This window comes from Planctomycetota bacterium, from assembly GCA_016207825.1.
GTDB lineage: Bacteria > Planctomycetota > MHYJ01 > JACQXL01 > JACQZI01 > JACQZI01.
In genome coordinates this window covers 13,905-33,553 of record JACQZI010000038.1, presented here as the reverse complement: position 1 = coordinate 33,553, position 19,649 = coordinate 13,905, and the positions used below count along the sequence as shown (strand labels likewise).

Below are 19,649 nucleotides of genomic sequence, written 5' to 3'. Positions count from 1 at the left end.
TAATCCTGGGTGGTGGATAATCCTATGAAATACATAATCATTGTTTCCCTTATTGCGTTTGTTATTGTTTCCGGTTGCGCTACGACCGAGGTGTCAAGCGAATTCAGGGAGGATAAAACACTGGTGGGCACGTACTCACCGCCTCCGGAAGGATTTGTCAAAAAGCGCATTGCCGTAATCCCTTTCAAGGATAAAACCAACCAGACTCATACCAATTCCGACCTCGGTTCAATCTCGGTGGATATTGCCACGACGCTTCTGGTGAATACCGGGCGTTTCGTAGTGGTCGAACGCGAGCGGCTGGACGCGCTCCTTGTCGAGCAGAAGATGGAAGGCATTGTTGACACGGAAACCGCGGTTAAGGCGGGAAAAATTTTGGGAGTGGACCTGATACTCACCGGCGCCATCACGGATTTTGAGATAAAGGAAACGCAGTCCGGGACTGCTGTCGGGCTCCCTTCGATAAATAAGATGCCTGCTTTGGAAGTCGGTAAGAAAACCTATATCCTCTCCATATTCATGGCGGTGGACGCGCGGATAATCCGGACTGATACAGCGGAAATCCTTTTCGCCGGAACGGGCGAAATACGGCGCGAGGAAAAGGCAAGCAGTTTCCGCTTTGGGATGAATAGGTATTATATTGATACCAAAGGCGCGGTAAAGATAGACCAATCCGCCGCCGGCAGGCAATTAAGGTTCGCCATAGATAAAATAGTTCGTGCCCTTGTTCCCAGGATAGACCAGACGTATGAGCCCGCACCTACCGACAATCTTAAAGATGGTGCGTTCCCGGAGCAAAGCGGAGCGGGATTCCCTACCGGCAATTCTAATAATGAGGCGTCTCCGGAACAAGGCGAAGTGGAACAGCCACCCGCCCACGAAATGAAGTAACGCCCAGCATCTACGATAAAAACACTCCTACGGAGACTTCTAATTAGCCCCTCGGCTGTCAGCGCCGCACGTGGGGCGTACCGTCGGGTGTCCCTTCAGGGAAAACCCCGAAATGCCCCATTCCGGGATATCCTACCCCATACGGCTGAAGGTCCCGATTATTCGTGGTTTCCGCCTCTACTATTATCTTATTAAACAGCGCGACGCTTATAAAACCTGCCAGGCTTTGCATTAAATATACGGATGATGATAAATGCTAATAATTCCATTTCGGAGGCGACGCTGGTGATGTACCGTTATGATGCAGACCGATGCTAAATGGGAAAAGTTACCGAACTAGATGATTGACACGGATAATAATATTGTCTATGCGGATATTTTACCGTTTGGGCATGCCGGATTCGACGGCCATGCACTGGTTAGGCGTCTTTTTCGCCTGCGATTAGGATATAAAAAAGGCCGCGGCAATACTGAATCGCACGACTGAGGCGCTTTACCAGCGTCTGGCGACATTGAAAAAGCAATTTAAGCGAAATTCTAACCCCAGGAAAATTAAGGAGTAATAAAGAGGGGGGACTACCTCCCCCCGCCTCTAACCTTACCTCTCCCCGTCTCTAACGGATATACTCCCTATCTTAAATGGAAGAATCCCCCGTTTCTAACGGTAATACTCCCCGCCTATAACGGTTATTACCCGATCCTCTAACGGTTGTAGTCCACCCCTCCAACGGATATACTCCCTATCTTAAGTGGAAGAATCCCCCGCCTCTAACGGTGATACTCCCCGCTTCTAACGGTTACTCTCCCTGCCTCTAACGGTTATAGTCCACCCTTCTAACGGATGCTCCCCCCTCTGTAACGAAATTTAGTCACGCGGTGATATCACGCTGACATCAAGGAGCCGCAAACTTCGAACATAGCGAATTTGAGAATGCCTTCAATGATGACTGCCTATTGGAGGGACTGGGAGAAGTAGTGAGCCCCGTTCCTCCCGCTGGGGCGGGATTCGGGTACACCCGATAATCGGGAGTCCCAGAATGGAGTCATTCCCGCAAAGGCGGGAATCCAGTAGCAAGTCTGGACCATGGTGACGGTTTAGGCATTAGAAATTTATTTTGTTAGATGCTCTTAATATATTGCAATAGGGATGTAGTCAATTATTTTGTTGACTTAGGGTGGAATTTTCCTAAAATAGAGTTGATGAAAAAACATCTTGTCTATTCTTGGATATTATTGCTGGGTTTGATTCCCCTATTTACTATCGGCGCCGAGAACGTTAATGAGGCGGTTAATAAAAACAGTAACCAGCCCGAAATTACCACGCAGGCTATCCAGGCGATTGATAAGGGATTGAAATATTTTGCCGACCATCAACTCAAAAACGGCAGCCTGGGCGGCGGGTATCCAGTTGCCGCCACCAGTTTGGCCGGCTTGACCTGGCTGGCTTCAGGCCATACACCGCATCGAGGCAAATATAGTGAAAACATCCGCCGGGCGCTTAAATATATTATCGGCAGCCAGTTAAAAAACGGGTTCATTGCCGGCTCCGATACGCAATCCGGTATGTACGGGCACGGTTATTCGACGCTCTTCCTTTCCGAATCATTCGGGATGCTTGAAGACGAGACATTATATGAAGAAGTGCATGACGCCCTGAAAAAGGCCGTGCATCTTTTAGAAAACAGCCAGAACCAGTTTGGCGGATGGAATACCGCTCCCGATGCACAGGCGACGGATGACGGCTCCGGTGCAGTGGCCATTATGCAGATTACCGCCCTGCGCGCCGCCCGCAATGCCGGTATCTGGGTTAATTCCGGGACTATCAACAAGGCGAAAAAGTATATCCAGGAGATGACCACGGCGGATGGCTGGTACCAGTATAATTATGGCAGCCGGGGAGGAGGGCATCGCTCTTCCGCCCTGACAGGAGCCGGGATGTATATGATGGGCGCGATGGATTTATATAATGAAGATAAGTATAAAAAAGGCATACAGAACCTCCTGGCTTCCGCGCCGTTTTTGGGCGGGAAAAACCCGAACGACCAGGGCTGGACTTCTTGGTATCTTTATACCTGTTTTTATTCCTCGCTGGCCATTTATCAATATGGCGGAGCGGATTGGGTTCGCTGGTATGCCGCTATCCGCGAAGAATTAATCAAACAACAGACAAATGAAGGGCTCTGGACGAATGACGCCTACGGCGGCATCTATTCCGCCTTTGCGATGTTGACTCTCCAGTTGCCTTACCGATACCTGCCTATTTTCCAGGAAGGCGGACGCGGGGCTGAAGGGCAATAATTAAGGGAAGTAGACAGTAGTAAGGGGCAATGAGTTAATTAGTGATTAGTTAATTGGTTAAAGGGAAGGTTAACATAGTCCCGCCAAACGATTACTTGTGAAATTTGAAGACTCAATCCGCTTTTTGTTGACTTTTCTTTCCAAGCTTTTAAAATAGACGCTTTATCAATCAAGGAAGTAATTAACTATGGCAAACAATCCGTCGGCAAACCAGAACCCCGGGCATGATTTCCAGCCGCAATACGACCTGGAAGCGGAAACCGGATTACTCGGCTCCATTATCCTTGACGATTCCATCGTGGCAAGCGTCCATGAGATTCTGGATAAGGAATATTTTTATAATACCAACCACCAGATTATCTACGATGCCATGCTCAAACTTTATGACGAGCGCTCGCCCATTGATTTGGTCACCCTTAAAAGCGAGCTGGAAAAGCGGGGCGATGGCCTCTTTGATAAAGTCGGCGGGCTTGATTACCTGACTACTCTGGTTGAATCCGTTTCTTCCACGGCAAACTCCAATTACTACGCCAAACTCATCAGGGAGAAATACATCCTGCGCGCCATTATGCTGGGATGCAACGAAATCCTGCGCGAAACCAGCCAGAGCACGGCAGACAGCGAATATCTTCTGGATAAAGCCCAACGCGTTATTTTTGATGTCGCCCAGAAAAAAGAGGCCATAAAAATGGTCCATATAAAGGATATCCTGACCGAGACTTTTGAAAAGCATATCATGACCGTTCACGACAGGAAAGGCAGGTTAAGCGGATTATCCACGGGACTGGCCGAACTGGACGATACCCTGGGCGGTTTGCGCGGAGGACAGCTTATCGTGGTTGCCGGACGTCCGGGCAGCGGAAAATCCAGCTTTGGCTTGAGGCTCCTGGAGCAGACGGGACTCGTTGAAAAGAAAGCGGCGGTCCTTTATACGCTGGAAGTTACTTCTCAGGAAGTGGTGACCAATCTTTTATGCTGCCACGCGCGGGTTGACAGCCAGAAATTGCGCCGTGGGCTTATTTCCGCGGAAGAAATACAGGAGCTGATGCTGAGCGCAGGCCAGTTTGAAAAGGCAAATATTTTTATAGACGATTCGAGCGCCCTGACGCCCTTTGACTTGAGAAGCCGCGCCAGGCGACTTAAAGCCGACCACGATATACAGCTGATTCTGGTTGATTATTTGCAGCTTATGATGATGAAGGATGCGGACAGCCGCGAGCGGGAAATCGCCCAGATTTCCTACTCGCTTAAGAGCCTTGCCAAGGAACTGGGTATCCCGGTAGTCGCCATGGCGCAGTTAAGCCGCGCGCCGGAACACCGGGAAGCCAAACAGCCCAAGCCGCGCCTTTCCGACCTTAGGGAATCCGGCGCCATCGAGCAGGATGCCGATGTGGTTTTGATGCTTTACCGTGACGAGCTTTATAACCCCAATTCGGAAAAGAAGAATATCTGCGAAATCATCATCGCCAAACAGCGCAACGGCCCGACCGGCAGTTATGAAGTGCAGTTCCAGAAAGAATACACCCGCTTCGAGACCCTCTATAAGGAAGAAGAAAGCGCGTTGCACTAACCTTTTCCGGCGGTATTCGAATCCCCGCGAGCTATTTTACGCATTTTCCATCCTCTGGATGATTTCCATCTGACCGGTATAATTTTTTCTTGACCGTGTTTTAAAAATATGGTTAAGTGAAGTATTCTACTCATTAAATACGGTCGTTTAAGGCAGTAAGTTGTTGAAACAATCTCTAATCAGAGAGGGGGCAGCATGACAGACCAGACAGCCACGGTTAAAACAATCATTCCCTCCGGTGATTTGCTTAAAGAAATCGAAAAGGAAATCGGCGTTAACGTCAACACATGTTACCAGTGCCGCAAATGCTCGGCGGGGTGCCCGATGAGTTGGGCAATGGATTATACGCCGGCGCAGCTTATCCATGCCATCCGCTTGGGGCAATCAGCCCTTGTCTTTAATTCTAAAACCATGTGGATGTGCTCGGCATGCCAGACCTGCACCACCCGTTGCCCGCAGGATGTGGATATCGCCCGGATAATGGATACCTGCAAAATACTGGCTATAAAACAGGGCTTTTCTTCGCCCGTACCCAGGGTCCATAAATTCAATAAGGCGGCCCTGCGCAATATCAAATGGTTCGGCAGGATGTATGAGCTCGGTATGATAGGCGATTTGAAGATGAGGACATTTGAGTTTTTCAAGGATGCCGGAATGGGCATTAAGATGTTCTTTAAGGGGAAGCTGAATGTTTTCCCGAGTATTTCACCTTCAAGGACCTCGACTACCTGGAAGATTTTCTCCAACGTGGCAAAGAAGGAAAAGGAGCATCGGGCTTAGCGCCAGTAAAGAAAGGATTTATTGTTATGACAAGATACGGTTATTATCCGGGATGTTCTTTACATTCCACAGGAGCAGAATACGACCATTCGTTTAAAGCCGTTTGTAATTCTTTTAAGATTGAGCTTGAGGAAGTGCCCGGCTGGGTTTGTTGCGGGACTTCCCCGGCTCACGCCAGTTCCCACCTTCTGGCGACGGCTTTGCCCATCAAGAACCTGGCCTTAGCCGAATATGCCGGCATTAACGAGCTGGTGGTTCCCTGCGCGGCTTGTTTTTCCCGTTTTAAGATGTCTTTGCGTGAGCTAAGCGAAAATGAAAAGCTTTCTGAGGAAATAAAGGAAATAATCGGCTCGGCTTTCCAGAACAAGGTCAAAATCATCCATCCTTTGGAAGTATTCGATAAGATGGAAGAAAAAAACATTAAAGACGCCGTAAAGAAAAACCTTTCCGGTATGAAAGTGGTTTGTTATTACGGATGTCTTTTGACCCGCCCGCCCAAGGTGATGCAGTTTGATAATGTGGAATACCCGATGAGCATGGACAGGGTCATGCAGAAATGCGGTGCGACAGTCCTGGATTGGTCTTATAAAACGGATTGCTGCGGGGCGACTTTTTCGCTGACTGAGACGGATGCGGTTTTGAAACTGACCAACAAAATCCTGGAAAATGCCAAGGCGGTCGGAGCGAATGCTATTGCGGTTGCCTGCCCGCTTTGCCATGCGAACCTGGATACACGGCAGGCGGAAATAGAAGAGAAATACCAAACTCAATACGGCCTGCCCATATTATATTTTACCCAGATAATGGGATTGGCTTTGGGAATTGAGCCGAAAGAGCTCGGAATGAAAAAGCATCTGGTTCCAACGGAACCTGTCCTGGCGGCAGTAAAATAATAAATAATTAATAGATTCAGGAGAAATTTATGAGTGGCAAGAAAATCGGAGCAGTAATGGTAGTCGGCGGAGGCGTCGGCGGCATGCAGGCTTCATTGGATTTAGCCGAAGCCGGGTATCGGGTGTATCTCGTGGAAACGAGTCCCTGTATCGGCGGGACAATGGCACAGCTCGATAAGACCTTCCCGACCAACGATTGCGCGATGTGCACCTTGGCGCCGCGTTTGGTTGATACGGCCGGCCATCTTAATATAGATAAACTGACTTATACGGATGTTGAGGCGATAGAAGGAACGCCGGGTAATTTCAAGGTGCGCGTCAATAAGAAAGCGCGTTCCGTTGACCCGGAAAAATGCACCGGTTGCGGGGTTTGTGTGGATAAATGCCCGGTCCAGAAACGCAAAGACGCGCCGAAATCCGAATACGACGAAGGCCTGGTGCCCAGGGCGGCTATTTATATTCCGTTCCCGCAGGCTGTCCCTAAGGTGCCGGTGATTGACCGCGAGCATTGCCTGTATTTCCTGAAAGGCATCTGCCGCGTTTGCGAGAAGAGTTGCGAAGCCAAAGCGATCAGTTTCGAACAGAAAGATGATATTGTAACATTGGATGTGGGCGCGGTTATCCTTGCGCCGGGTTTTGAATTGTTTGACGCCAAGCTGAGGCAGGAATTCGGTTACGGCAGGTATCCTAATGTGGTTTCATCCGTTCAGCTGGAGCGTATTCTTTCCGCTTCCGGCCCGTATCAGGGTGAAACATTGAGGCCTTCCGACAAGAAACATCCCCATAAGATTGCTTTTATCCAGTGCGTGGGATCGCGTGAAGTCGAGCATAACTGGTGTTCATCCGTCTGCTGCATGTACGCGACCAAAGAGGCGATTCTGGCAAAGGAGCACGCGCCGGACCTCGATTGCCATATTTTTTATATTGATATCCGCGCTTTCGGCAAAGGCTTTGAAGCATACTACGAAAGGGCAAAGGAACTGGGCATAAAATATACCCGTTGCAAGCCTTCGTCGGTCAAGGAAATCCCCGGAACCAAGAATCTGGTCGTCCGGTATTATGACGATAAAAACGAACTTCAAGAAGAAGAATTCGATATGGTTTCTTTATCCTGCGGATTGCATCCACCCAAATCCATTAAGGGATTGACCAAGATATTTGGGCTGGATTTGAATAAGCACGGCTTTTGCCAGACAGGTAAATTTAGTCCGGTAGAGAGCAACAAGGCCGGAATATATGTAAGCGGCCCTTTGACCGAACCGAAGGATATTCCGGAAACGGTAATGCAATCCTGCGCTGCTTCTTCCAAGGCGATGGCATTGCTGGCCGAATCGCGCGGGACAATGGTGACCAAGCGCCAGTATCCTCCGGAGATAGATGTAAGCGGGCAGGAACCGCGCATCGGCGTATTCGTTTGCCACTGCGGCAAAAATATCGGCGGCGTGGCTAATGTGCCTTCGGTGCGTGATTACGCCAAGAAACTGGCGAACGTGGTTTACGTGGAAGATAATCTTTATACCTGCTCTTCCGATACGCAGAAGAAAATCAAGGAAATGATTAAGGAGCATAAACTCAATCGGATAGTGGTGGCGGCTTGTACGCCGCGCACCCACGAACCGCTTTTCAGGAATACCCTAAGGGAAGCCGGGTTAAACCCATACCTATTTGAGATGGCGAATATCCGTGACCAGAACACCTGGGTGCATATGAACGAGCCGGCAAAGGCGACGACCAAGGCAATGGATATGGTGCGCATTGCCGTGGCTAAAGCGCGGGTCTTGGAGCCGCTCCAGAATCGTTTCCTGGAAATCGAGCACGACGCTTTGGTTATCGGAGCGGGAATCTCCGGTATGACCGCGGCATTGGAGCTGGCCAACCAGGGATTTGTTGTCCATCTGGTGGAACATTCGGCGGAACTGGGCGGAAACATGAGGCATTTAAACTATTTCCTGGACGAGAATTACAATCCGCAAAAAGAACTGGCAACGATAATCGAAAAGATAAAAAAGCATCTCAAGATTAAATTATATACTTCTTCTACCGTAAAGATGGTTGAAGGGTCAATGGGTAATTTCAAGACTACCCTGGAAACGCCCAAGGGAGCGGTCGAATTCCGGCACGGCGCCGTAGTGGTCGCTACCGGAGCTGAAGAATATAAACCCAAGGAGTATCTATTTGGGGAAACTTCGAACGTGATTACGCAGGTGCAGCTTGAAGAGAAAATTGCCGGGTCAGCCAAAGCCGTTAAGGATGTGGATTTAAATAAAGTTAATGCCGTTGCGATGATACAGTGCGTGGGTTCGCGCGATAAAGAACATCCTTATTGCAGCCGTATCTGCTGTTCGATGGCGGTGAAGAATGCCAGGAAATTGAAGAAGATGAAACCCGATACGCAGGTATACGTCCTTTACCGCGATATCCGGACCTACGGTTTTAACGAGGAGTATTACCGCCAGGCGCGCGAGGACGGCGTGATTTTCCTGCGTTTCCGAGATGAAGAAAAGCCGAACGTAGTCAAGCAGGGCGATAAACTAATGATAACCGTCAACGACCCGATTCTCAACCAGCTGGTAGCGTTATCGGTTGATTTGCTGGTGCTTTCGGCCGGGACGGTGGCGGATATTCCCAATAACGCGGATATTTCCCAGAAGCTTAAGGTGCCCCTGACCCAGGATAAGTTTTTCCTGGAGGCGCATTTAAAGTTGAGACCGGTTGATTTTGCTACCGAAGGCGTCTACCTGGCCGGTTTGGCGCACAGTCCGAAGAACGTGGACGAAAGCATTATCCAAGGCGCTGCGGCTGCTTCACGTGCCGCAACTATCCTGGCCAAAGATAAAGTGGAGCTGGATGCGGTTGTTTCGGAAATCATCGACGAATGCTGTGATGGATGCGGTTACTGCGTGGAGATTTGCCCTTACCATTCGTTGACTTTGATGGAATATATGAAGGGAGACGAAATCAAAAAGACGATTGACCGCGACCTGGCGCTATGCAAGGGTTGCGGCGTTTGCCAGGCGACCTGCCCCAAGGGCGGCGTGGTGGTCAGTAACTTTAAGATGTCCCAATTAAAGGAAATGGTTGAAGCGGCTTTGGAGCCGGTGAATAAATAATAAGGAGCGATAAAATGAATCAGACTCAGACTGCAGATACTAAAGCTCAATCGCCAAGCACAGAGTTTGAACCATTGATTGTGGTTTTTTGCTGCAACTGGTGCTCGTATGCCGGGGCGGATTTGGCCGGCACATCGCGCTTGCAGTATCCCAGCAATATCCGGATTATACGCGTCATGTGTTCGGGAATGGTTCATCCCAGCCTGGTGATTGATGCCTTAAGCAAAGGCGCTGACGGCGTCCTCGTTTTAGGGTGCCATATCGGTGATTGCCATTACCTGGACGGCAATCTCCGGACCCAGTCGCGCCGGGAAGCCATCGAGCTTATGCTGGATGATATGGGCATGGAGCGCGATCGGTTCCGGCTGGAATGGGTTTCCGCTTCAGAAGGGCAGAAATTTGCCCAAGTAGTTAAGGATATGGTTGCTCAGGTGAAAAAAGCGGGTCCGAGCCCTTATCGCAAGAAATAAATACGAGGAGATAATATGCCAGCTAATTATAAGATTGTCGCCAATAAGAAATATATGTGGGATAGCTGTTCCTACGCCACCGAAAATGATGCCCTGAATGCCAAGGCTAAATACAGGGAGCACGGGTTTGAGGTGGAATTGTTCAAGGAAGACGGCAAAAACTATCTTTATACCAGGCGATTGGCAGTAACGAATAAGGAGCAAAAAAAGGGTGCTGCCATATCGGACCAGAATCAGAGCCGCTGTTCCTAACCGGGTGAAACGGCCAGGCAGACAGCGTGAATGAAAGGAGACTTTATGCCCATCAGAATATCCGAGGAATGGCTGAATATTTGCGGAGGATGTGAACTTACGATTCTTGATATCGGCGACCAACTTTTGGATTTATTGCCGCACGTGGAATTTGTCCATATCCCGGTCCTGCACGACAATAAATATTTTGGACAGACTGGAGAAAAAAAGGAAATGGAGCTTCCCGCGGCGGATGTCGGCATAATTTCCGGAGGCGTCCGCACCGAAAAAGAAAGGCATGTTGCTTTGGAGATGAGGAAGCGCTGCAAGGTCATCGCGGCGCTGGGCGCCTGCGCCTGCACAGGCGGGATTCCGGCCTTGGCAAATATGTGGACGACTGATGAACTTTTTCATAAGGTTTATCGTGACAGCATCTCAACCGAATCCTCGCCAACGCCCACGGAAAACCTGCCGCCCTTGGAGAACCGGGTTTATGCTCTGAACGAAGTGATTAAAGTCGATTTATATATTCCCGGCTGTCCGACTTCACCAGATTGGATTCGAGAAGCTTTGCTTTATGTGGTTACCGGGAAACCATTGGTATTGCCGCATAAGAGCGTTTGCGATGAATGTCCGACCAAACGTGAGAAAAAAGCCGCCGGTATCGAAATTAAACGGCCTTTGCAGCCTTTGGATATTAAGCAGGATGCGCCATGGGAACAGACGCGTTGCTTTAACGAGCAGGGCGTTTTATGCATGGGACCGGTTACCCGTGCCGGTTGTGCCGGGCTTACTACCGAACCTGGAGAAGTAAGAATACCGCGTTGCATCAAAAGCCATATGCCATGCCGCGGTTGTTTCGGCTTGATTCATAAGGATTCCAATCCGTTGGTTGACATGGTTAATTTGATTTCATCTATCGGATTGGATCCAAAACAAATTGCCGACCGCCGGGCATTACTTACCCGTTATGTGGGTAGTCATGGGCGGCTGAAACCGATTTCCCATCAGACTGCTAAAATGCCACAGGCTCAAGTTCAGAAAGGAGATGCATAATGGCAGGCAAGACAATAACAATTGCACCGGTAAGCAGAATAGAAGGTCATGCTAAAATCACTATTCAATTAAATGATCAAGGAAATGTCCAGGATACATTTGTCAACGTAGTTGAATTGAGAGGATTTGAGAAATTCTGTCTGGGCAGGCCGGCCGAAGAGATGCCCCGGATTGTAACTTCAATCTGCGGGGTTTGCCCCTGGTCGCACCATTTGGCAGCCGCCAAGGCATGCGATGGAGTATTCGGCGTAACGCCGGCTCCAGCCGGGGTTAAGCTAAGAGATTTGTGCAATAGTATCGCCTATACAGAAGAACATACTTTACATTTCTTCTTCTTGGGCGGACCGGATTTCGTGATGGGACCGGATGCCGACCCGGCGGTACGAAATGTTATAGGCATAGCCAAGGCTAATCCGGAAATAGGCAAAAGAGTGGTCCATTGCCGGCATCTAGGGAGCAGAATGCTGAACGTTGTTTCAGGTAAATGCATCCATCCGGTTACCGGAGTGCCCGGCGGTTTTTCCAAGCCGTTGACTGAAGATGAACGCAAAAGGGTTTTGGAGATGGCTAAGGAAGTCTTGGAGTTCGCCAAATGGGCGATTAAATGGTCAAAGGAAAGCGTTTTTCCGAAATACCTCGATGCGGTAAAAACACTCGCCGTGATTAAGACTGGTTTCATGGGCACGGTTGCTCCGGACGGCTCATTGAACTGCTATGACGGCAAACTCCGCCTGATGAAACCGGACGGCACATACGTTGATTTTAATTATGACGAATACACCGACTATATTTCAGAGAAAGTTATAAACTGGTCATATATGAAATTCCCTTATGCCAAAAAGTGGGGCGAAGGTTTCTCCATGGATTTAAATAACCCCAAAGGGATTTATAGGACTAATACGCTGGCTCGTATAAACGTTGCCGATAAAATTGCGACCCCTCTGGCGCAGAAAGAATTTGAGGAATTCCGTAAGAACTTCGGCCGCCCGGCCCAACTGACTTTGCTTTACCATTGGGCAAGGTTGATAGAATTGCTTTACCATGCCGAGCACGCGGTGGAGTTACTCAATGACCAGAAAATCACCAGCAAGGATACCTGGACCAAGGTAACTCCCAAGGCGCTGCGCGGAGTCGGCTGTGTGGAAGCACCGCGTGGGACGCTTATTCACGATTATACCACGGATGATAAAGGGATGATAGTCAACTGTAACTTAATCGTGGGCACCACCCATAATAATGCGCCGATTAATATGTCTGTCAAACAGGCTGCCCAGCTGGTTATCAAAAACGGTAAGTATGACCAGGGCATTCTGAACCGGCTGGAGATGGCGATTAGGGCTTATGACCCGTGCCTGTCCTGCGCTACCCACAATCTGGACGGTACTCTGCCGGTCAAGGTGACGATCATGGATTGCGAGGGGAAAGTAATTGACACCCTGACCAATTAAACCCGAGGTTTGGAAACACTCTATATCATCCCGCCCTGAAGGCTTTCGGGACGGGATGATTTTATTTTACATATATAAAATATGACAGAATTTTATGATTATCATTCCAAAGAAACACTTGTTTTGGGTTGCGGCAATATTCTTTTCGGCGATGACGGGTTCGGTCCTGCCGTTGCCGATTACCTTAATAAAAATTATAATATCCCAGAGAATGCGGCTGTGGTTAATCTGGGTTTAAGTACCCGCGGATTTATCTTTGATATATTACTGGCTGAAAAGAAACCTAAAATCATTGTTATTGTAGATGCCGTCAGCTTTGAAGACCATAAGCCCGGTGAAATATTCGATGTTCCTTTGGATAAATTATGCAAAGAAAAGGTGGATGATTTTTCCTTCCATCAGGGGCCGACTTCCAATTTACTTAAAGAGATGCGCGATATCTGCGGGGTAGAAATAGCCATCGTTGCCTGTTACCCGCAGAATATCCCGCAGGAAATAATGCAGGGTCTTTCATCCTCCGTGGAAAAATCTGTTGCCAAGGTAAGTGAAATAATATATAATAAATATATTAAATGCTATGCATGAATTTGGAATCGTTCAGGATTTGATTAACGAGGTTAAAAACCAGGCGGCCAAACATAATATTAAAAAGGTCAGCCGGGTTGAGATTACGCTCGGCAGGAAGTCCGAGCTTACCCCGGATTCCTTAAAAGTATGTTTCCAGGCGCTTACGGGAGAGGATGCGGATATTTCCAAAATACCGGAACATAAGCATGAAAGAGTTGAAACTTGCCATGACCATAGTGAAGAAATCAGCCGGATGGTAAAAGAGAATGACAAAAGCGCTGTTGCCTTAAAGGGTTGTAAAATGGTGATAAAGAAATCCGATGACCATAAGATTATCATAAACAAGATTACGGGAATAAAAACTGATGACACTCGTGGAACACTTGGACGCGGCTAAAATAGAAGGCGTTTTAGAACGGACCAAAGAGCCGTCCGCGGAAGTAATCAATAATATTATTGCCAAGGCACGCCTTAAAAAAGGATTAACCGTGGAAGAAGTGGGTTATCTGGTTAATCTAAAAGAACCGGAACAGCTTAAATCGCTTTTCCAGGCGGCCCGTGCGATAAAATGGGAAATTTACGGAGAGCGGCTGGTGTTCTTTGCCCCGTTATATATTTCCGATTTTTGCGTCAATGACTGTGAATACTGCAATTTCCACAGTCGCAATACGGCTCTTCCACGCCAAAAGCTTTCGCTTGACGAAATTGCCAAACAAACGGAATTCCTGATAAACGAAGGCCATAAGCGGATCCTTTTAGAACTCGGCGAGGATGACTTAAATAACCGCCTTGATTATGTGGTCGAGGCGATAGAAAAGATTTACTCGGTGCATACGACCAAGGGCAATATCCGCCGGGTGAATGTAAATATCGCCGCCACCACCGTGGAAAATTACTGTAAGCTCAAAAAGGCGAATATCGGAACTTACCAGCTTTTCCAGGAAACCTATCACCGGGCAACTTATGAAAGGCTTCATAAAGGCGGTCCCAAGGCGGATTACGAACGCCAGGTAACCGCCCACACACGTGCTTATGAGGCCGGGTTGGATGATTTCGGCCTCGGCGTGCTTTTCGGCCTGTACGACTGGCGTTATGAGGTTATTTCTTTGGTCATACATGCGCAAGGTTTGGAAGAAACGTGCGGAGTTGGGCCACACACTATTTCCGTCCCGCGGTTCTGCGCGGCGGATTCTGTTTCTTATAAACCGGAACACCCTGTTTCGGACGAAGATTTCTTAAAGCTTATTGCCATCTTACGGCTGGCAGTGCCTTATACCGGGATGATTATTTCCACCCGGGAATCTCCGGCTATCAGGAAAGTTGCCTTCCAGATTGGGATATCGCAATCAAGCGCCGGTTCGGTTACCACAACGGGTGGTTACGGCAAAGCTGCCAAGAGTTCCCAGTTCAATATTCATGATAGTCGTTCGCTTAAGGAAGTTCTTGGGGACGTCTTGAAAGACAAGCTTATCCCGAGTTTTTGCACGGCTTGTTACAGGCTAGGCAGGACTGGTGGACGTTTTATGGAGCTTGCCAAACCGGGTGAGATACATAAATTCTGCCGCCCCAATGCCATACTTACCTTTGCTGAATACCTGGTCAATTACGGTTCAGATGGAATAAAAGAGATGGGTAATGAAGTTATTAACGAATATCTGAGCCAGATAGAAGACAGTAAAATAAAAGCCGAAACCGAAAAACGTCTTGCCTTAATCCGCCAGGGTAAAAGGGATTTATTCTTCTGATCCAATCCGCTAATTTACCACAGGGTTGATTATATTTGTATTATCGCGTCGTTTCTGTGTTCCCCCATATCCTTACGGGGGAGTTTTCACTACGTTAATTTGCGGCTCTATTCCAAATCCATCAGGTTTAATCCGATTTCGGGATTGTGTTTCCTTAATATCTTCTGGCTAAGTTCTGTGAACATTATTTCGCAGGTGGCGGAGACAACTGCTTCCTTCAGGTGCCCGCCGTAGACATGCGTTTTTTCATCGCTTAATGTGATATGGGCGTGCATGACGATATCATTGTCTTTCCCTGCCTGCCCAGTAGGCAGGCATGAGGCGCTTCCCAAAATTCCCAGTATCTCCAACGCGCCTTCGAATTCTTTAAACGTGTATTTTTTATGTTCCACGCTATAGTGCGCGACTTCCGCACGGCTGATTGCACCGATAGCGTTGAAGTGCCCGGATTTTATTCCCTTTGCCTTTACAAAGGCGGTCAGGCTCTCGATGATTTTTTCTCCCCTTTGAAGGACAATTACCCATGTCGTATCGATTCTTTTAAGTTTCATATTATTTATTTTTCTCCATCCATTCTTTAACTGCTTTAATGATACTGGCTTTTAGCTCAGGCGGAATTTGCTGGGGCATAAAGCGCTGGGCGGTGAAATCCTGGAGAACCCCCAGTTGCGTGGTGAATGAGGTGAAATCGTTTTCTGCTTCCAGTTGTTTCAAGAGGTCGGGGATAACCGAGCGGTCGTTATTGGCTTTCAAGATATTAAAAGCGGTTGCCCTGACATTGGCATCTCCGGTGCGGAAAAGGTTCAGTAACACAGGCGAAACTGCCGGGTCGGAACGGAATTGATATAGGGTGCTGACAACGGCAGTCAATCTCTGAGGGTCTTTTTCCGTCTTGGACATTTCCAGAAGCTCGGCAAGCAAACGTTTATCCTGATATTGCGCCAGTATGTTTATGGTCTGGTTTTTAAGCCACGCCTCTGCCGGCGTATTCCATGTTTTCCAGGCGTTGAATATTGCCTCAAAGGTTTGGGGTGTCCTGAAGCTGTTCAGCGCATAAATGGCGCTATTCCTGGTATTAAGGTCAGTCGCCTGAAGCAGTTTAAAGAGTTCCGGCACAAGCGTTTCTTCCTTTATCTGCCCGATGACGGAAATCGCCCCGATTTTGGTGTTGTAATCCTCACTTTTAACCGCATCTGATAACAATGTTGTCAGCCGTTCATCTTTGCCCGCCCTGGCAAACGAAAGCATTAAGGCGTAGCGAATACTGGGGTCAGTTTCATTTTTCCATAACTGGATTAGGTCATCCAGCACCGGTTTAAGGTTGGCGCCGGTTCCCTGGAATGCCTGGACGATTTTCTGGCGGCTCTGCTGGGTTTGCTTAGAATCTTTCAATAAATCAATAAGGATATAAACAGATTCATCGCCCCTAAGGAACTGGAGTGATTGCATAAGAAGTTCCATATCATCAATCGTGCCTTTTCTGACCTGGGTAATAAATTTATCAATCCTCTGTGCAAAAGCTGCTTTCCAGCGCAGGGCAAGGTTAACGTGCCTGGCGCGCAGTTTTATTTCCGGGTCGGAATTATCCATCTCTTTCTGGACCAGAGGCATGACAGCAGGACCGAGCATTATCAGTTCGTCCATGGCACTTTCACGCGCCTGCCAGTCTTCTGCCCCGAGCCGCTTTACGGCTTCATCCGCATATTTCTTGAAATAGTCCGGTAGTTTTGTTTCCGTATCGGAATTAACCACAGAGACACAAAGAACACATAGAAAGAAAACCAGAAACCAGTGTCTAATAAATAGTTTAATCATAACTATCTCCTTTTGAATCGGATATTGCTTTTATGCAAGCCTGATTTCTTTCGCGCCGTTCATATACGGCCGTAAGACATCAGGTATAATGACTGAGCCGTCTTTTTGCTGGTAGTTTTCCATGATGGCAATCAAGGTGCGGGGCAGAGCGATGCCTGAGCCGTTAAGGGTGTGGACGAATTTGACTTTATTGTCTTTATCCCGGAAACGGATATTCCCGCGCCTTGCCTGGAAATCCGTGAAATTACTGCATGAGGAAACTTCAAGGTATTTATTTATGCCGGGAGCCCAGGCTTCCAAATCGTATGTCTTGGCAGAGGCGAAGCTCATCTCGCCGGTGGAAAGCTTTATTACGCGGTATTCAAGTTCCAGTGTTTTTAAGACCGCTTCGGCATTAGTGACGAGTTTTTCCAGCTCATCAAAGGAAGTATCAGGGTGGACGAATTTAAGGAGTTCCACTTTATTAAACTGGTGCACCCGGTTGATGCCGCGGGTGTCTTTCCCGTAAGAGCCGGCTTCCCGGCGAAAACAGGCCGTGCCGGCAACAAAATATACCGGAAGCTGCTCGTAGGATAGAATCTCATCGCGGAAAATATTTGTTAATGGTACCTCAGCCGTGGGGATAAGGAATAAATCATCTTCGGAAGTGTGATACATATCGCCTTCCAGTTTTGGCAGTTGTCCGGTTGCAAACATAGTGGGGCGCGATGCCAGGTAAGGGGGCGCGATTTCCTTGAATCCATGCCTGGTCGTATGGAGGTCTATCATGAAATTAATCAATGCCCGTTCCAGTTGGGCACCCATGCCTTTCAAAAGCATAAAGCCTGAGCCGGTAATCTTTGTGCCGGTCGGTAAATCAAGGATATCAAGGGTTTTTCCTGTTTCCCAGTGGGGAAGCGCGGTAAAGTCGAATTCTTTTCTCTTGCCCCAATGGCGGATTTCTTTATTTGCTTCTTCGTTGCCGACAGGGATGTCCTCAGCCGGTATATTGGGAATCCAGATAAGCAGTTTGTTGAGCTCATCTTCAATGGAAGCGAGTTTTTCGTCATTAGCTTTGATTTCTGTCCCGACTGATTTCATCTCGCTGATAAGCGCAGCGGAGTCTTTCTTTTCATTCTTTAAGCGGGCGATTTCCTCGGATGTCTGGTTACGCTTGTTACGGAGATTTTCATTGGCGACAATCACCTCGCGGCGTTTCTTATCAAGCGCCAAAACATCGTCAATCTTAATGCGTTCGTTTTTGGCACTGATTGCCTTTTTTACTGCTTCAGGGTTTTTGCGTATAAAATCAAGGTCTAACATGGCTTTTAAATATAACAAACTCTTTTATAATACTCAATAAAAATAATACCGCAGGACGATATTATATAATGTAGAAAACAAAAAGCTTGCTAATTTCAGGAATAAATAGTAATAATATAAGGTTATTAATAATTTACCCCATTCTGGGACTCCTTATTATTGGGTGTCCCCGAATCCCGCCCCGTTCCACGGGACCCCGATTATTGGGAGTCCCCGAAGGGGGCAAAGCGGGAGGAGTGGGATCATTTATGGCGATTTATAAATATAGGGCAAAAACCGGGCCGGATAAGGTGGTTTCCGACACGATGGAAGCGGATTCCATAGATGAAGTGGTCGGTAAACTTACCCACAACGGTTGTGTCCCCATCCAGGTGGAGCCGTTAATTACGGTCAAGGAAACCGAAGCCCATACGAGCACGTTTTTCGGGTCGATTAAAGCCCGCGACCTGAATGTTTTTACCAGGCAGTTATCCAGCCTTATCAAATCCGGCGTGCCTTTGCTCAAGGCACTCAACGTTATTTCCGACCAGACCGAAAGCGTGACCTTAAGGAACATAGTTTCCGAGATAGGGCGGGATGTCAAAGACGGCCGGATGTTTTCCGAGGCGCTGAAGCGCTACCCGAAGATTTTCCCCCCGCTTTTTATCAGCCTGATACGGGCAGGGGAAGACAGCGGAACGCTTGATAACGCCCTTATCCGCCTCGCCGAACACAGGGAAAGAATGGAGGAAATAAAATCACGCGTGCGCTCGGCTATGGTCTACCCAATCCTCATCATGACTATGGGTTTTTTAACCATTATTTTCATGATGACATTCGTTGTGCCGCAGATAAAAAGTATGTTTGATACGATAAAAATAGCACTGCCTTTATCCACCCAGATATTAATCGGTATAAGCACGTTTATGCGCGATTACTGGCTGGGACTTCTGATAGCGCTTTTTGTGCTGGTTATACTGGCGCGCGGTTTTGTGATTATAGAAAAAGCCATGTTTGACGAGTTTAAACTGCGCCTGCCGATTATCGGTAAATTCGTGCAGAGGGCGGAACTGGGCAAGTTCTGCCGGACGCTAGGACTTCTCATAGATAACGGTATCCCGATTCTTTCCGCGATGGAAATAACCATCCCGACTTTATCCAATACCGTATTCAAGAACGCCTTCAGCAAGGTTTCCGAAGGATTAAGGAGCGGGATATCTTTTGCCACGGGATTAAAGCAAAATAATACGGCAAAGCATTTCCCGCCTTTTATGATAAACCTGATTGCCGTCGGTGAGGAAAGCGGGCGGCTGGATGAGACATTGGCTGAAATCGCCACGACTTATGAACGTGATACCGAGGAATTAATAAAGATTGGGTTGTCACTGGTTGAACCGGTTTTAATACTGGTTATGGGCGCAATCGTTGGCTTTATCGTTATATCCATGCTATTACCTATATTCAGCATGGGCACGATGGTGTCATAGTATTCAA

The 19,649-nt window shown here is 48.0% G+C and carries 18 protein-coding genes; 15 read left to right on the top strand and 3 right to left on the bottom strand.

The genetic code is table 11. The features are described 5' to 3' along the window. The first annotated feature begins 24 nt into the window (after nucleotides 1–24). From HY811_11655 to hydG, 14 genes are all read left to right on the top strand, one after another. Nucleotides 25–891, top strand: a complete 867-nt coding sequence (locus HY811_11655) for a hypothetical protein (protein ID MBI4835456.1) — start codon at nucleotides 25–27, stop codon at nucleotides 889–891. Between the two features lie 340 nt (nucleotides 892–1,231). Then, nucleotides 1,232–1,378: a hypothetical protein gene (locus HY811_11650; protein MBI4835455.1), complete on the top strand. Its 147-nt coding sequence runs from the start codon at nucleotides 1,232–1,234 to the stop codon at nucleotides 1,376–1,378. A gap of 713 nt (nucleotides 1,379–2,091) precedes the next feature. Beyond that, nucleotides 2,092–3,189, top strand: a complete 1,098-nt coding sequence (locus tag HY811_11645; GenBank protein ID MBI4835454.1) for a terpene cyclase/mutase family protein — start codon at nucleotides 2,092–2,094, stop codon at nucleotides 3,187–3,189. A gap of 187 nt (nucleotides 3,190–3,376) precedes the next feature. Then, nucleotides 3,377–4,759 carry a replicative DNA helicase gene (gene dnaB / locus HY811_11640; protein ID MBI4835453.1) on the top strand — a complete coding sequence of 461 codons (1,383 nt, stop codon included), beginning with the start codon at nucleotides 3,377–3,379 and terminating at the stop codon, nucleotides 4,757–4,759. Nucleotides 4,760–4,954: 195 nt separating this feature from the next. Further along, nucleotides 4,955–5,539: a 4Fe-4S dicluster domain-containing protein gene (locus HY811_11635; GenBank protein ID MBI4835452.1), complete on the top strand. Its 585-nt coding sequence runs from the start codon at nucleotides 4,955–4,957 to the stop codon at nucleotides 5,537–5,539. Between the two features lie 26 nt (nucleotides 5,540–5,565). Then, entirely contained in the window at nucleotides 5,566–6,432 is an 867-nt protein-coding gene (locus HY811_11630) for a CoB--CoM heterodisulfide reductase iron-sulfur subunit B family protein (protein MBI4835451.1), read from the top strand. Between the two features lie 56 nt (nucleotides 6,433–6,488). Then, nucleotides 6,489–9,542, top strand: a complete 3,054-nt coding sequence (locus tag HY811_11625) for a CoB--CoM heterodisulfide reductase iron-sulfur subunit A family protein (protein MBI4835450.1) — start codon at nucleotides 6,489–6,491, stop codon at nucleotides 9,540–9,542. Between the two features lie 14 nt (nucleotides 9,543–9,556). Beyond that, on the top strand, nucleotides 9,557–10,012 hold the full coding sequence (locus HY811_11620) for a hydrogenase iron-sulfur subunit (protein MBI4835449.1): 456 nt from the start codon (nucleotides 9,557–9,559) through the stop codon (nucleotides 10,010–10,012). A 15-nt stretch (nucleotides 10,013–10,027) separates the two neighbouring features. Then, complete coding sequence (locus HY811_11615; protein ID MBI4835448.1) at nucleotides 10,028–10,264, top strand: hypothetical protein; 237 nt, start codon at nucleotides 10,028–10,030, stop codon at nucleotides 10,262–10,264. Nucleotides 10,265–10,309: 45 nt separating this feature from the next. Next, entirely contained in the window at nucleotides 10,310–11,299 is a 990-nt protein-coding gene (locus HY811_11610) for a methyl viologen-reducing hydrogenase (GenBank protein MBI4835447.1), read from the top strand. Beyond that, nucleotides 11,299–12,747 carry a Ni/Fe hydrogenase subunit alpha gene (locus HY811_11605; GenBank protein ID MBI4835446.1) on the top strand — a complete coding sequence of 483 codons (1,449 nt, stop codon included), beginning with the start codon at nucleotides 11,299–11,301 and terminating at the stop codon, nucleotides 12,745–12,747. Before HY811_11610 ends, HY811_11605 begins: the two co-directional genes overlap by 1 nt. 81 nt (nucleotides 12,748–12,828) lie before the next feature. Next, the gene (locus HY811_11600; protein MBI4835445.1) at nucleotides 12,829–13,332 is read left to right on the top strand and encodes a hydrogenase maturation protease; all 504 of its coding nucleotides are present in this window, start codon (nucleotides 12,829–12,831) and stop codon (nucleotides 13,330–13,332) included. Next, a complete protein-coding gene (locus HY811_11595; protein ID MBI4835444.1) occupies nucleotides 13,325–13,711 on the top strand; it encodes a hydrogenase maturation nickel metallochaperone HypA in 387 nt (128 codons plus the stop codon). Before HY811_11600 ends, HY811_11595 begins: the two co-directional genes overlap by 8 nt. Then, nucleotides 13,680–15,059: a [FeFe] hydrogenase H-cluster radical SAM maturase HydG gene (gene hydG / locus HY811_11590; protein MBI4835443.1), complete on the top strand. Its 1,380-nt coding sequence runs from the start codon at nucleotides 13,680–13,682 to the stop codon at nucleotides 15,057–15,059. The genes HY811_11595 and hydG overlap by 32 nt, the downstream gene beginning before the upstream one ends. A gap of 107 nt (nucleotides 15,060–15,166) precedes the next feature. Here hydG and HY811_11585 read toward each other — a convergent pair whose 3' ends face one another. From HY811_11585 to serS, 3 genes are read right to left on the bottom strand one after another with little or no spacing between them, the layout of a single operon-like run. Further along, nucleotides 15,167–15,610 (bottom strand): DNA-binding protein, encoded by a 444-nt coding sequence (locus HY811_11585; protein MBI4835442.1) that lies wholly within the window; start codon nucleotides 15,608–15,610, stop codon nucleotides 15,167–15,169. A gap of 1 nt (nucleotide 15,611) precedes the next feature. Continuing rightward, nucleotides 15,612–16,874 (bottom strand): HEAT repeat domain-containing protein, encoded by a 1,263-nt coding sequence (locus HY811_11580; GenBank protein MBI4835441.1) that lies wholly within the window; start codon nucleotides 16,872–16,874, stop codon nucleotides 15,612–15,614. Nucleotides 16,875–16,904: 30 nt separating this feature from the next. Beyond that, on the bottom strand, nucleotides 16,905–18,176 hold the full coding sequence (serS, locus tag HY811_11575) for a serine--tRNA ligase (protein ID MBI4835440.1): 1,272 nt from the start codon (nucleotides 18,174–18,176) through the stop codon (nucleotides 16,905–16,907). A gap of 248 nt (nucleotides 18,177–18,424) precedes the next feature. Between serS and HY811_11570 the strand changes: the two genes are divergently transcribed. Further along, complete coding sequence (locus HY811_11570; protein MBI4835439.1) at nucleotides 18,425–19,642, top strand: type II secretion system F family protein; 1,218 nt, start codon at nucleotides 18,425–18,427, stop codon at nucleotides 19,640–19,642. Nucleotides 19,643–19,649 lie beyond the last annotated feature (7 nt).

What these genes read in the sequence shown, in the direction of transcription:
- HY811_11600 (MBI4835445.1), top strand. Translation starts at nt 12,829, where the DNA reads ATGACAGAATTTTATGATTATCATTCCAAAGAAACACTTGTTTTGGGT.
- HY811_11620 (MBI4835449.1), top strand. Translation starts at nt 9,557, where the DNA reads ATGAATCAGACTCAGACTGCAGATACTAAAGCTCAATCGCCAAGCACA.
- HY811_11625 (MBI4835450.1), top strand. Translation starts at nt 6,489, where the DNA reads ATGGTAGTCGGCGGAGGCGTCGGCGGCATGCAGGCTTCATTGGATTTA.
- HY811_11585 (MBI4835442.1), bottom strand. Translation starts at nt 15,610, where the DNA reads ATGAAACTTAAAAGAATCGATACGACATGGGTAATTGTCCTTCAAAGG.
- HY811_11630 (MBI4835451.1), top strand. Translation starts at nt 5,566, where the DNA reads ATGACAAGATACGGTTATTATCCGGGATGTTCTTTACATTCCACAGGA.
- HY811_11655 (MBI4835456.1), top strand. Translation starts at nt 25, where the DNA reads ATGAAATACATAATCATTGTTTCCCTTATTGCGTTTGTTATTGTTTCC.
- HY811_11610 (MBI4835447.1), top strand. Translation starts at nt 10,310, where the DNA reads ATGCCCATCAGAATATCCGAGGAATGGCTGAATATTTGCGGAGGATGT.
- HY811_11645 (MBI4835454.1), top strand. Translation starts at nt 2,092, where the DNA reads ATGAAAAAACATCTTGTCTATTCTTGGATATTATTGCTGGGTTTGATT.
- HY811_11570 (MBI4835439.1), top strand. Translation starts at nt 18,425, where the DNA reads ATGGCGATTTATAAATATAGGGCAAAAACCGGGCCGGATAAGGTGGTT.
- HY811_11615 (MBI4835448.1), top strand. Translation starts at nt 10,028, where the DNA reads ATGCCAGCTAATTATAAGATTGTCGCCAATAAGAAATATATGTGGGAT.
- hydG (MBI4835443.1), top strand. Translation starts at nt 13,680, where the DNA reads ATGACACTCGTGGAACACTTGGACGCGGCTAAAATAGAAGGCGTTTTA.
- HY811_11595 (MBI4835444.1), top strand. Translation starts at nt 13,325, where the DNA reads ATGCATGAATTTGGAATCGTTCAGGATTTGATTAACGAGGTTAAAAAC.
- serS (MBI4835440.1), bottom strand. Translation starts at nt 18,176, where the DNA reads ATGTTAGACCTTGATTTTATACGCAAAAACCCTGAAGCAGTAAAAAAG.
- dnaB (MBI4835453.1), top strand. Translation starts at nt 3,377, where the DNA reads ATGGCAAACAATCCGTCGGCAAACCAGAACCCCGGGCATGATTTCCAG.
- HY811_11635 (MBI4835452.1), top strand. Translation starts at nt 4,955, where the DNA reads ATGACAGACCAGACAGCCACGGTTAAAACAATCATTCCCTCCGGTGAT.
- HY811_11605 (MBI4835446.1), top strand. Translation starts at nt 11,299, where the DNA reads ATGGCAGGCAAGACAATAACAATTGCACCGGTAAGCAGAATAGAAGGT.
- HY811_11650 (MBI4835455.1), top strand. Translation starts at nt 1,232, where the DNA reads ATGATTGACACGGATAATAATATTGTCTATGCGGATATTTTACCGTTT.
- HY811_11580 (MBI4835441.1), bottom strand. Translation starts at nt 16,874, where the DNA reads ATGATTAAACTATTTATTAGACACTGGTTTCTGGTTTTCTTTCTATGT.